The 12,085-nt window shown below is 52.6% G+C and carries 21 protein-coding genes; all 21 read right to left on the bottom strand.

Going from position 1 to position 12,085, the window contains the following annotated elements:
* Positions 1-10: 10 nt before the first annotated feature.
* A complete protein-coding gene (gene rplR / locus AC0KVQ_RS00700) occupies positions 11-364 on the bottom strand; it encodes a 50S ribosomal protein L18 (RefSeq protein ID WP_473419176.1) in 354 nt (117 codons plus the stop codon).
* 13 nt (positions 365-377) lie between these two features.
* Positions 378-911 carry a 50S ribosomal protein L6 gene (gene rplF, locus AC0KVQ_RS00695; protein ID WP_473419175.1) on the bottom strand — a complete coding sequence of 178 codons (534 nt, stop codon included), beginning with the start codon at positions 909-911 and terminating at the stop codon, positions 378-380.
* A 12-nt stretch (positions 912-923) separates the two neighbouring features.
* A complete protein-coding gene (rpsH, locus tag AC0KVQ_RS00690; protein WP_473419174.1) occupies positions 924-1,316 on the bottom strand; it encodes a 30S ribosomal protein S8 in 393 nt (130 codons plus the stop codon).
* A gap of 15 nt (positions 1,317-1,331) precedes the next feature.
* Positions 1,332-1,637: a 30S ribosomal protein S14 gene (rpsN, locus tag AC0KVQ_RS00685; RefSeq protein ID WP_473419173.1), complete on the bottom strand. Its 306-nt coding sequence runs from the start codon at positions 1,635-1,637 to the stop codon at positions 1,332-1,334.
* An 8-nt stretch (positions 1,638-1,645) separates the two neighbouring features.
* Positions 1,646-2,185 (bottom strand): 50S ribosomal protein L5, encoded by a 540-nt coding sequence (rplE, locus tag AC0KVQ_RS00680; protein ID WP_473419172.1) that lies wholly within the window; start codon positions 2,183-2,185, stop codon positions 1,646-1,648.
* A gap of 10 nt (positions 2,186-2,195) precedes the next feature.
* Complete coding sequence (gene rplX, locus AC0KVQ_RS00675) at positions 2,196-2,516, bottom strand: 50S ribosomal protein L24 (RefSeq protein ID WP_473419171.1); 321 nt, start codon at positions 2,514-2,516, stop codon at positions 2,196-2,198.
* Positions 2,517-2,527: 11 nt separating this feature from the next.
* A complete protein-coding gene (gene rplN, locus AC0KVQ_RS00670; protein ID WP_473419170.1) occupies positions 2,528-2,896 on the bottom strand; it encodes a 50S ribosomal protein L14 in 369 nt (122 codons plus the stop codon).
* 183 nt (positions 2,897-3,079) lie between these two features.
* The gene (rpsQ, locus tag AC0KVQ_RS00665; RefSeq protein ID WP_473419169.1) at positions 3,080-3,340 is read right to left on the bottom strand and encodes a 30S ribosomal protein S17; all 261 of its coding nucleotides are present in this window, start codon (positions 3,338-3,340) and stop codon (positions 3,080-3,082) included.
* Position 3,341: 1 nt separating this feature from the next.
* Positions 3,342-3,530: a 50S ribosomal protein L29 gene (rpmC, locus tag AC0KVQ_RS00660; protein ID WP_473419313.1), complete on the bottom strand. Its 189-nt coding sequence runs from the start codon at positions 3,528-3,530 to the stop codon at positions 3,342-3,344.
* Positions 3,530-3,946: a 50S ribosomal protein L16 gene (rplP, locus tag AC0KVQ_RS00655; protein ID WP_473419168.1), complete on the bottom strand. Its 417-nt coding sequence runs from the start codon at positions 3,944-3,946 to the stop codon at positions 3,530-3,532. Before rplP ends, rpmC begins: the two co-directional genes overlap by 1 nt.
* A complete protein-coding gene (gene rpsC / locus AC0KVQ_RS00650) occupies positions 3,930-4,637 on the bottom strand; it encodes a 30S ribosomal protein S3 (RefSeq protein WP_473419167.1) in 708 nt (235 codons plus the stop codon). Before rpsC ends, rplP begins: the two co-directional genes overlap by 17 nt.
* A gap of 9 nt (positions 4,638-4,646) precedes the next feature.
* Positions 4,647-4,976, bottom strand: a complete 330-nt coding sequence (rplV, locus tag AC0KVQ_RS00645) for a 50S ribosomal protein L22 (RefSeq protein WP_473419166.1) — start codon at positions 4,974-4,976, stop codon at positions 4,647-4,649.
* Between the two features lie 9 nt (positions 4,977-4,985).
* Complete coding sequence (rpsS, locus tag AC0KVQ_RS00640; protein WP_473419165.1) at positions 4,986-5,261, bottom strand: 30S ribosomal protein S19; 276 nt, start codon at positions 5,259-5,261, stop codon at positions 4,986-4,988.
* A 6-nt stretch (positions 5,262-5,267) separates the two neighbouring features.
* Positions 5,268-6,101, bottom strand: a complete 834-nt coding sequence (gene rplB / locus AC0KVQ_RS00635) for a 50S ribosomal protein L2 (protein WP_473419164.1) — start codon at positions 6,099-6,101, stop codon at positions 5,268-5,270.
* Between the two features lie 11 nt (positions 6,102-6,112).
* Positions 6,113-6,418: a 50S ribosomal protein L23 gene (gene rplW, locus AC0KVQ_RS00630; RefSeq protein WP_473419163.1), complete on the bottom strand. Its 306-nt coding sequence runs from the start codon at positions 6,416-6,418 to the stop codon at positions 6,113-6,115.
* Positions 6,415-7,035: a 50S ribosomal protein L4 gene (gene rplD, locus AC0KVQ_RS00625; protein WP_473419162.1), complete on the bottom strand. Its 621-nt coding sequence runs from the start codon at positions 7,033-7,035 to the stop codon at positions 6,415-6,417. The genes rplW and rplD overlap by 4 nt, the downstream gene beginning before the upstream one ends.
* On the bottom strand, positions 7,035-7,679 hold the full coding sequence (gene rplC, locus AC0KVQ_RS00620) for a 50S ribosomal protein L3 (protein WP_473419161.1): 645 nt from the start codon (positions 7,677-7,679) through the stop codon (positions 7,035-7,037). Before rplC ends, rplD begins: the two co-directional genes overlap by 1 nt.
* Positions 7,680-7,818: 139 nt before the next feature.
* Positions 7,819-8,130 (bottom strand): 30S ribosomal protein S10, encoded by a 312-nt coding sequence (rpsJ, locus tag AC0KVQ_RS00615; protein WP_473419160.1) that lies wholly within the window; start codon positions 8,128-8,130, stop codon positions 7,819-7,821.
* An 11-nt stretch (positions 8,131-8,141) separates the two neighbouring features.
* Positions 8,142-9,332: an elongation factor Tu gene (gene tuf, locus AC0KVQ_RS00610; protein ID WP_473419150.1), complete on the bottom strand. Its 1,191-nt coding sequence runs from the start codon at positions 9,330-9,332 to the stop codon at positions 8,142-8,144.
* 29 nt (positions 9,333-9,361) lie between these two features.
* Positions 9,362-11,461, bottom strand: a complete 2,100-nt coding sequence (gene fusA, locus AC0KVQ_RS00605; protein WP_473419159.1) for an elongation factor G — start codon at positions 11,459-11,461, stop codon at positions 9,362-9,364.
* Between the two features lie 27 nt (positions 11,462-11,488).
* Positions 11,489-11,959, bottom strand: a complete 471-nt coding sequence (gene rpsG / locus AC0KVQ_RS00600) for a 30S ribosomal protein S7 (protein WP_473419158.1) — start codon at positions 11,957-11,959, stop codon at positions 11,489-11,491.
* Positions 11,960-12,085 lie beyond the last annotated feature (126 nt).

Here is a 12,085-nt window from a genome sequence, read left to right as displayed (position 1 = left end):
TCCAACTCGATTAGAAGACGAGACCGCCTTCGCGGGCTGCATCAGCCAGGGCCTTAACACGACCGTGATACTTGAAGCCTGAACGATCAAACGCTACAGCCTCAACACCTGCGGCCTTGGCCTTTTCAGCAATGCGCTTACCTACAGCAGTTGCTGCTTCAACACTGGCACCATTTTTGATCTGGCCACGAACTTCTGCTTCAACGGTCGAAGCAGAAGCCAGAACCTTACCACCCGTCTCGTCGATGATCTGAGCATAGATATGGCTATTGCTCCGATGCACTGACAGGCGCACCATTTTGAGCTCCGCAATCTTGGCACGGGTTTTACGTGCACGGCGGAGACGTCCTTGATTCTTGTCCATGTATCAGCCTCGATTACTTCTTCTTGGTTTCCTTGATGGTCACCACTTCGTCCGCATAACGTACACCCTTGCCCTTGTAGGGTTCCGGTGCGCGGTATGCACGAACTTCGGCAGCCACTTGGCCAAGCAATTGTTTATCGGCACTCTTGAGCAAAATTTCGGTCTGCGAAGGCGTTTCAACCTTGACGCCAGCCGGCATTTTGTGAACAACAGGATGCGAAAAGCCCAAGGTCAGATTCAACGCATCACCTTGTGCCTGGGCACGATATCCCACGCCAACCAAAGTCAGCTTGCGCTCGAAACCCTTGGACACACCAGTCACCATATTGTTGACCAGTGCTCTCAAAGTGCCAGACATCGCACGGGATTGCTTTGCAGTTGACTTTGCAGCGAACAAAACCGAACCGCTTTCGACTTTGACTTCGACATCACTTGTTACAGCCTGCGTCAAGGAACCATTCGGTCCTTTAACGGTAATTTCATTGGCACCGAGCTTAACCTCGACACCAGCCGGAATACTAACCGGATTCTTAGCTACGCGAGACATTGTTGGACCTCATCAAGCCACGACGCACAACAGCTCGCCACCCACTCCGTGAGTACGCGCCTTGCGATCAGTCATTACACCCTTGGAGGTAGACAGAATTGCCACACCCAAACCATTCATCACCTGCGGAATCTCGGTCGCACCCTTGTAGATACGCAGACCAGGCTTGGAGACGCGTTCGATACGCTCAATAACCGGACGTCCTGCGTAGTACTTGAGCTCAATCGAGAGCTCAGGCTTGACATCGCCAGACACAGCGAAAGATTCGATATAACCTTCATCCTGCAGCACCTTGGCAATAGCGATCTTCAACTTGGAAGAAGGCATTACCACAGAGGCCTTTTCCGCACGCTGGGCGTTGCGGATGCGAGTCAGCATATCGGCGATAGGATCATGCATTGCCATGTTTCTTTTCCCCTATTACCAGCTAGCCTTGACCACGCCAGGGATTTCACCCTTGAACGCAAGTTCGCGCAGCTTGCTACGGCCCAGACCAAATTTACGGAACACACCACGCGGACGACCAGTCATCTGGCAGCGATTGCGCAGACGCACAGGACTTGCATTACGCGGCAACTGTTGAAGCTTTTGACGAGCTTCAAAACGCTCTTCGTCGCTAGCAGCCTGATCGTTAATCACCGCCATCAGCTTTTCGCGCTTGGCAGCAAATTTAGCAACGAGGGCACGACGTTTTTCCTCACGATTTATCAATGCGAGCTTAGCCATGATTCGCCTCAATACTTGAACGGAAACTTAAACGCAGCGAGAAGCGCACGAGCTTCATCGTCGGTTTTAGCCGTCGTGGTAATAGTAATATTCATGCCGCGCAGCGCATCAATCTTGTCGTATTCAATTTCCGGAAAGATGATTTGCTCGCGCACACCCATGTTGTAGTTGCCACGACCATCGAACGACTTGGCCGAAACACCACGGAAGTCACGCACGCGAGGCAGCGCGATCGTTACTAGGCGATCCAGGAATTCATACATGCGTTCGCGACGCAAAGTAACCTTGCAGCCAATCGGATAATCATCACGAATCTTGAAGCCTGCGATGGATTTCTTAGCCTTGGTTACCACCGGTTTCTGACCAGCAATTTTTTGCATGTCGGAAACAGCATGTTCCATCACTTTTTTATCGGCAACCGCTTCGCCCACACCCATATTCAGCGTGATCTTCTCAATACGCGGTACTTCCATGATGGACTTGTAGCCGAACTGCTTGACCAGTTCAGGCACCACTTTTTCTTGATAAAACTCTTGCAGACGTGCCATGCCTTACTCCTTAGCCACCAACCACTTCGCCAGTGGACTTGAAGACACGCACCTTCTTGCCGTCTTCGAGCACCTTGAAGCCTACGCGATCAGCCTTACCGCTCGCCTTGTTGAAAATGGCAACATTGGATACATGGACCGGAAGAGTCTTTTCAACGATGCCACCTTGGATACCACGCATAGGATTGGGCTTGGCATGTTTTTTTACAACATTTACACCCTCTACCACAACGCGATCTTCAGCAGGAATAACACGCAAGACGGTACCACGCTTACCTTTATCCTTGCCGGTGATGACAATAACCTCATCACCCTTGCGAATCTTGTTCATACAACCTCTCCTTACAGCACTTCGGGAGCAAGAGACACGATCTTCATGAAGCGCTCAGTACGCAGTTCACGCGTTACTGGCCCAAAGATGCGAGTGCCAATCGGCTCAAGCTTGTTATTAAGAAGAACGGCTGCATTACCATCAAACTTGATGAGCGCACCATCTGCACGGCGAACACCCTTGGCGGTGCGCACCACTACAGCATTGTAAACATCACCCTTCTTGACGCGACCACGCGGCGCAGCATCCTTGATACTGACCTTGATGATATCGCCAACAGAGGCATAACGACGCTTGGAGCCACCCAACACCTTAATGCACTGAACTTCGCGCGCACCAGTATTGTCGGCAACCTCGAGTCGGGATTGCATTTGAATCATTTAATAAAACCTCCAACTTTATCCGCACAAATCACCCGTTACCGGATCGCCCGGCAAAACCAGGCTATTAGCGGCCAGTTTTGGACCCCGCAAGGGGAAGGAACACCCAGCCAGGAAAGGCCAGGAATGAAAACGGGCATTCTACACAACGTAGAATGCCCGTGCAAGCACAATCAAATCTGATTATGCACGCGCTTTTTCCACCAAACTCTTGACTACCCAAGTCTTGGTCTTGGACAGAGGACGAGTTTCTTCGATCACAACCACATCACCTTCTGCATATTGGTTGTTTTCATCATGCGCATGGTACTTCTTGGACTTGCGAACCATCTTGCCATACAAAGGATGCTTCACCAGACGCTCCACCAAAACAGTGACCGTCTTGTCCATCTTGTCGCTGACAACGCGACCAGTCAGCGTACGCTTCAATTTCGCTTCAGTCATGTTATGCCGCCTTTTCAGCAAGGATGGTACGTACGCGTGCAATGGCTTTACGCACACGCTTGATTTCGCTCACCTTGGCCAACTGACCGGAAGCCTGCTGCATGCGCAAACCAAATTGCTCACGCAGAAGCGAAGTCAATTCGGCATTCAATTCTGCAGCGGTCTTTTGACGCAATTCAACTGCTTTCATCATTGCCCCACTTGGCGAGTGACAAAGGTTGTAGCGAACGGCAACTTGGCAGAAGCCAAGCGGAAGGCTTCACGCGCAACCTCTTCAGCCACACCATCCAGTTCATACAACACTTTACCAGGTTGAATTTCAGCCACGTAGTACTCCGGGCTACCTTTACCATTACCCATACGAACTTCAGCGGGCTTCTTGGAAATCGGCTTATCCGGGAATACGCGAATCCAGACGCGGCCGCCACGCTTGATGTAACGAGTAATGGCACGACGCGCAGATTCAATTTGACGTGCCGTGAGACGACCACGACTAACAGCCTTCAGCCCGAACTCACCAAAGGAAACTGCAACGCCACGCGTAGCAATACCAGTGTTGCGGCCTTTATGCTGTTTACGATATTTAAGTCTAGTTGGTTGCAGCATTGCGTGCCCCCTTACGTGCCTTCTTCTGGGTTTCCGGCGCTTCCACCACGGCGCTCTTCTCGCCAGGCTTCACATCACCCTTGTACACCCAAACCTTGATACCAATAATCCCGTAAGTAGTACGAGCCTCGGAAGTAGCGTAATCCACATCCGCACGCAGCGTATGTAGCGGTACACGACCCTCGCGATACCACTCGGTACGTGCAATCTCAATACCATTGAGACGGCCCGAGGACATGATCTTGATACCTTGAGCACCAAGACGCATGGCATTTTGCATAGCACGTTTCATGGCACGACGGAACATGACACGCTTTTCAAGCTGGGACGAAATGCTGTCAGCGATGATTTGCGCATCGATTTCAGGCTTGCGGATTTCTTCAATGTTCACATGCACGGGAACATTTAGAATCTTTTGCAACTGACCCTTCAGCAGTTCGATATCCTCACCCTTCTTGCCAATCACCACTCCCGGACGAGCCGTGTGAATCGTGATCTTGGCATTCTTGGCTGGACGCTCAATTACCACACGCCCCACAGAAGCATTGGCAAGCTTCGACTTCAGAAAGTCCCGCACCTTGATGTCTTCATTGAGCATCGAGGCAAAATTGCTGCTGTTGGCATACCAGCGCGAGGCCCAGTTTTTTGTGACGGCGAGACGAAAACCCGTCGGATGAATTTTCTGACCCATAATCGCTCCTTAATCCCCAACAGTCAGGGTGATGTGGCAGGTTTGCTTCTCAATCTTCGCACCACGACCCTTTGCACGAGCCATGAAACGCTTCAGAGACGGTCCCTTGTCCACATAAATCACTTTCACCGAGAGGGCGTCGATATCGGCACCTTCATTGTGCTCGGCATTGGCAATGGCCGACTCCAGCACTTTCTTGATCAGCACAGCACCTTTTTTCGGGCAGAACGCCAGAATATTCAGGGCTTGCTCAACCGGCTTGCCACGAACCAAGTCAGCGACAAGACGTGCCTTTTGTGCGGAGAGACGAGCGTTGCTCAGTACGGCAGATACTTGCATGTCTTCACCTTATCGCTTGGCTTTTTTATCCGCGGCATGACCCTTGAAAGTACGGGTCAGAGCAAACTCACCCAACTTGTGGCCAACCATGTTTTCATTCACATACACCGGCACGTGTTGCTTGCCATTGTGTACAGCAATCGTCAGACCAACGAAGTCCGGCAGAACAGTTGAACGACGCGACCAGGTCTTGATCGGACGACGATCATTCGAGCTACGCGCAGCTTCAACCTTCTTGATAAGGTGCAGGTCTACGAACGGGCCCTTCTTAATAGAACGAGACATTTTGCATTACCCCTTATTCGCCGGACGACGACGCACGATCATATTGCTGGTGCGCTTGTTGCTGCGAGTGCGATAGCCCTTGGTCGGCTGACCCCACGGCGTAACAGGCACGCGACCTTCGCCAGTCTTGCCTTCACCACCACCATGCGGGTGATCGACCGGGTTCATTACCACGCCGCGAACTGTCGGACGGATACCCAACCAGCGCTTGGCGCCAGCCTTACCATAGGAACGCAGGCTGTGCTCTTCATTACCAACCTCACCTACGGTCGCGCGACAGTCAACATGCACCTTGCGGATTTCACCGGAGCGCAAGCGAAGTTGCGCATAAGCACCTTCACGAGCCAGCAACTGCACAGACGCACCAGCAGAGCGGGCCAGCTGGGCACCTTTGCCAGGCTGCATTTCGACGCAGTGAATAGTTGTACCAACCGGGATATTGCGGATCGGCAAGGCGTTGCCAGTCTTGATCGGCGCTTCAGAACCCGAAACAACAGTCATGCCAGCCTTCAGACCCTTCGGGGCAATGATGTAGCGACGCTCACCGTCGGCATAACAAAGCAGGGCAATATTGGCAGTACGATTCGGGTCATATTCCAGACGCTCAACCTTCGCTACAACACCATCCTTGTTACGACGGAAGTCAATGACGCGATAGTGCTGCTTATGACCCCCACCCATATGACGGGTAGTGATGTGGCCATTATTGTTGCGACCGGCAGTCTTGGACTGACTCTCAACCAGAGCAGCATACGGTGCACCTTTGTGCAGGTCCGCATTTACAACCTTGACTACTGCGCGGCGACCAGGCGATGTCGGTTTTACTTTTACCAAAGCCATTATTAGTCTCCTTAAGCCGCAGAAGCCAGGTCAATCTCTTGACCAGCAACCAGGCTGACGTATGCTTTCTTCCAGCCCTTGCGTTGACCCATGAAACGACCGAAACGCTTGGCCTTGCCCTTGACGTTCAACACCTGTACGCCTTCGACCTTAACCTTAAACAGCAATTCGACCGCAGCCTTGATTTCATCCTTAGTTGCATCTTTTGCAACACGGAACACGACCTGCTCGTTTTTCTCACCAGCAAAGGTAGCCTTTTCGGAGACTACCGGCGCCAGGATAATTTGGAGCAGACGGTTTTCAGCAAATTGCGTCATGCGTAGATCTCCTCAAAAGCTTGCAGCGCCTCACGAGTCAGCACCACTTTCTTGAAGCGCACCAAGCTCACCGGATCTGCAGCAGTCGGCTCAACCACCAATACATTCGGCAGATTACGAGAAGCCAGGTAAAGATTCTCATCCAACTCATGAGTAATGATCAGCGCGCTATCCAGCTTCAAGCCAGCCAGCTTTTCACTAAACGCCTTGGTCTTGGGGGAATCAACAGCCAGGGAATCCAGAACCAACAAGCGATCTTCGCGTGCAAGCTGCGACAGAATGGTCGCAATACCTGCACGGAACATCTTGCGATTCACCTTCTGGCTGAAGTTTTCATCCGGGCTCGACGGGAAAGTCTTGCCACCACCACGCCAAAGCGGAGAAGATGCCATACCAGCACGTGCACGACCAGTACCCTTCTGATTGAAAGGCTTCTTGGTCGTATGCTTGACATCAGCACGACCCTTTTGGGCACGATTGCCACTACGTGCATTAGCCAGATAGGCAGTCACCACCTGATGCACCAGCGCTTCATTGAAGTCGCGCGCAAACAATGCGTCAGAAGCAGCCACCGCTGCCTGTGCCTCACCATTTGCATTGATAACCTTAAGTTCCATTATGCACCTGCCTTCACTGCGGGACGGACCACAATGTCGTTACCCTTGCAGCCAGGAACAGCCCCCTTAACCAGGAGCAATTGACGCTCTGCATCAACCCGAACAACTTCCAGGTTTTGCACAGTCGCCTTGCGATCACCGAGATGACCAGGCATGCGCTTACCAGGAAGAACGCGACCAGGATCCTGCGCCTGACCAATCGAACCAGGCACATTATGGGAACGCGAGTTACCATGAGTTGCACGATTTGAGGAGAAATTATGGCGCTTGATAGCACCCGCAAAGCCCTTACCAATGGAAGTACCGGATACATCCACCAGCTGGCCAGCAGCAAAGATTTCAACAGAAAGTGCATCACCAGCCTTCAGGCCAGCAAGCTTTTCCGCATCCACACGGAACTCCACAAGACCCTCACCAGCTTCAATACCAGCCTTGGCAAAATGTCCTGCTTCCGCCTTATTAACACGATTAGCCTTTTTAGCCCCAAAGGTAACCTGAACAGCCGAATAGCCATCAGTTTCCGGGGTCTTGATTTGCGTGACGCGATTAGCCGACATATCCAGCACCGTCACCGGAATGGACGCACCATCCTCAGCAAAGACGCGGGTCATGCCGACCTTGCGACCGACAAGTCCTAAGCTCATAGTTATTCCCTTTATCAAGGGCCAGCTACGATTGGCTGGCTATGATCCAATAAAAAAAACACGGGCTTACCGCACTATACGGTAAGCCCGCGATGATACTACAGAAAATTAGCCAGCCGCAAGCATATGCAGCCAGAAATTACTGCAGCTTGATCTCAACATCGACACCTGCCGGCAAATCCAGCTTCATCAGCGCATCAACAGTCTTGTCTGTAGGATCGACAATATCCATCAAGCGCAGATGGGTACGGATTTCGAACTGATCACGCGCAGTCTTGTTAACGTGCGGCGAGCTCAGAACATCGAAACGCTCAATCTTTGTAGGCAGAGGCACTGGACCCTTGACCACAGCACCAGTGCGCTTGGCAGTTTCTACGATTTCCTGAGCCGAGCGATCGATCAATGCATAATCGAAAGCCTTCAGACGAATGCGAATCTTTTGGTTTTGCATAATATTCTCGCTTACTCGATGACCTTGGCAACAACGCCAGCACCAACAGTACGGCCACCTTCACGGATGGCAAAACGCAGACCCTGCTCCATGGCAATCGGCGCAATCAGCGATACAGTGATCGATACGTTATCACCCGGCATCACCATTTCGGTACCTTCCGGCAATTCAACCGCACCAGTCACGTCAGTGGTACGGAAGTAGAACTGCGGACGATAGTTGGTGAAGAACGGGGTATGACGGCCGCCTTCATCCTTGCTCAGCACGTACACTTCAGCCGTGAACTTGGTGTGCGGAGTAATCGAACCCGGCTTAGCCAGAACCTGACCACGCTCAACATCTTCACGCTTGGTGCCACGCAGCAACGCGCCAATGTTGTCGCCAGCCTGACCTTGATCGAGCAGCTTGCGGAACATTTCCACACCAGTACAGGTAGTCTTCTGGGTCGGGCGGATACCCACGATTTCGATTTCTTCGCCAACCTTGATGATGCCGCGTTCAACACGACCAGTCACCACAGTACCACGACCAGAGATCGAGAATACATCTTCCACCGGCATCAGGAAGGTACCATCAATGGCACGCTCCGGTTCCGGAATGTAGGAATCCAGCGCATCAGCCAGACGGAAGATAGCCGGTTCGCCAATTTCGGATTGGTCGCCTTCCAGCGCCTTCAGCGCGGAACCCTTGATGATCGGAGTGTCGTCGCCCGGGAAGTCGTACTTGGACAGCAGATCGCGAACCTCCATCTCTACCAGCTCGAGCAGCTCTTCGTCATCCACCATGTCGCACTTGTTCAGGAACACGATGATGTACGGCACACCAACCTGGCGAGCCAGCAGAATGTGCTCGCGAGTTTGCGGCATGGGGCCGTCTGCAGCAGAACAAACCAGAATGGCGCCATCCATCTGGGCCGCACCGGTAATCATGTTCTTCACATAGTCAGCGTGGCCCGGGCAGTCAACGTGGGCATAGTGACGGGTAGCAGTTTCATATTCAACGTGGGCGGTATTAATAGTAATACCACGTGCCTTTTCTTCCGGCGCGCTGTCAATTTGGTCGTAACCCTTGGCTTCACCACCAAACTTCTTCGACAGAATCGTGGTGATCGCTGCGGTCAGCGTCGTTTTGCCGTGGTCAACGTGGCCAATCGTGCCCACGTTTACGTGCGGCTTCGTCCGCGCAAATTTTTCCTTAGCCATTGCTATTTCCTTTCAAATTTAAATTCGTATTACTTCTTGGCAGCCATGATCGCGTCAGCAACATGCTTCGGCGCTTCAGAGTAGTGCTTGAACTCCATCGAGTAAGTAGCACGGCCCTGGGACATGGAACGCAAAGTGGTTGAGTAGCCAAACATTTCCGACAGAGGCACTTCGGCCTTGATCATTTTGCCGCCAGCAGGATTGTCATCCATGCCTTGCAGAATACCGCGACGGGAAGACACATCACCCATGATGTCGCCCATGTACTCTTCCGGGGTCTCGATTTCGACAGCCATCATCGGCTCAAGAATTACCGGCGAAGCACGGCGCATGGCTTCCTTGAAGGCCAGCGAACCAGCCAACTCAAAGGCAATCTGCGACGAGTCAACATCGTGATAGGAACCGAAGGTCAAACGAACCTTCACATCCACCACCGGGAAACCTGCCAACACACCGGCCTTCAGCGTATTCTGGATACCCTTGTCCACCGACGGGATGAATTCACGAGGAATCGTACCGCCCTTGATTTCATCGATGAACTCATAGCCCTTGCCTTCGCCGGACGGCTCGAGCGTGATCACGCAGTGACCGTACTGACCCTTACCACCAGATTGCTTGGCATGCTTGCCTTCCACATCAGCAGCAACCTTGGTGATTGTTTCACGGTAAGCCACCTGAGGCGCACCTACATTAGCCTCAACACCAAATTCACGCTTCATGCGATCGACAAGAATTTCCAGGTGCAGCTCACCCATACCGGAAATAATGGTCTGACCAGACTCTTCATCAGTACGCACACGGAACGATGGATCTTCCTTCGCAAGACGACCCAGCGCCAGACCCATCTTCTCTTGGTCAGCCTTGGTCTTCGGCTCAACAGCAACGTGAATCACCGGATCGGGAAATTCCATGCGTTCCAAGATGATCGGCTGATCCTCAGAACACAACGTCTCACCCGTCGTCACATCCTTCAGACCGATCGCAGCAGCAATGTCACCAGCACGAACTTCGTCAATTTCCTTACGGTCATTGGCATGCATCTGCACAATACGACCGATACGTTCGCGCTTGTCCTTCACCGAATTCAGGACACCATCACCAGACTTCACAACACCGGAGTAAACACGGAAGAAGGTCAGCTGGCCGACATACGGGTCATTCATCAGCTTGAATGCCAAGGCCGAGAACGGTGCCGAGTCGGAAGCTTCACGATGATCCGACTCACCTTTCATGTTGGTACCTTCAACCGGCGGCACATCAACCGGCGACGGCAACAGTTCAATTACAGCGTCCAGCATACGCTGCACACCCTTGTTCTTGAACGCAGTGCCGCACAGCATCGGCTGGATTTCGCATGCAATCGTACGCTGACGCAGTGCGTTGATGATCTCACCCTCGGACAGGTCACCCTCTTCGAGGTACTTGTTCATCAACTCTTCAGACGCTTCAGCGGCCGTTTCCACCATCTTCTCACGCCATTCTTGCGCAAGGCCTTCCAGCTCAGCCGGAATATCCTTGTACTCGAACTTCATGCCCTGGGATGCTTCATCCCAGAAAATGGCCTTCATCTTGATCAGATCGACCACGCCAACGAAACTATCTTCGGCGCCGATTGGAATCACGACAGGTACAGGATTTGCCTTCAGACGAATCTTCATCTGATCGACCACGCGGAAGAAGTTGGCACCTTGACGGTCCATCTTATTCACGAAGGCCAGACGAGGAACCTTGTACTTGTTAGCCTGACGCCATACCGTTTCGGATTGCGGCTGAACACCACCCACTGCACAGTACACCATGCAGGCACCATCCAGCACACGCATCGAGCGCTCAACTTCAATCGTGAAGTCAACGTGTCCCGGGGTGTCGATGATGTTGATGCGATGTTCCGGGAATTGCATGCCCATGCCCTTCCAGAACGTGGTGGTAGCAGCGGAAGTGATCGTGATGCCACGCTCCTGCTCCTGCTCCATCCAGTCCATGGTGGCAGCACCATCATGCACTTCACCGATCTTGTGGTTCACACCGGTGTAGAAAAGAATACGCTCGGTAGTCGTGGTCTTGCCGGCGTCAATGTGAGCTGAGATACCGATATTACGGTACCGCTCGATAGGGGTCTTACGTGCCACGGTGAATTCCTTATCCGGATAACGCGATTAGAAGCGGTAGTGAGCAAACGCCTTGTTCGCTTCAGCCATGCGGTGAACTTCGTCGCGCTTCTTCATTGCGCCACCACGGCCTTCTGCTGCATCAAGAAGCTCACCAGCCAGACGCAGATCCATGGATTTTTCGCCGCGCTTGCGTGCAGCTTCGCGCACCCAACGCATCGCCAATGCCAGACGACGGCTAGGGCGAACTTCCACAGGAACCTGATAGTTAGCACCACCTACACGGCGGCTTTTCACTTCAACCATGGGCTTGACATTACCGATTGCGGAACCAAACACTTCAATCGGATCTTTGCCGGTCTTCTTGGCAATCTGCTCGAGAGCGCCATAAACGATGCGCTCTGCGACAGCCTTCTTGCCATCAAGCATCACCACGTTCATGAATTTAGCCAGTTCGGTGGAACCAAACTTCGGATCCGGCAAAACCTCGCGCTTCGGTACTTCTCTACGTCTTGGCATGACTTTACTTCCTATATGTGACATTCAGTCGGGGATTTCCCCTTGACCACCCAGCCGGGTAGTCACTTACTCGACGGATTGAGCCAGTGCTCCGTGCCGCCGCCCACACGCTACGAATACGCCTTA

Source organism: Formivibrio sp. oc-25, assembly GCF_055810895.1.
Note: the sequence above shows the minus strand (reverse complement) of the source record. Positions and strands in the feature narration are given on the sequence as shown.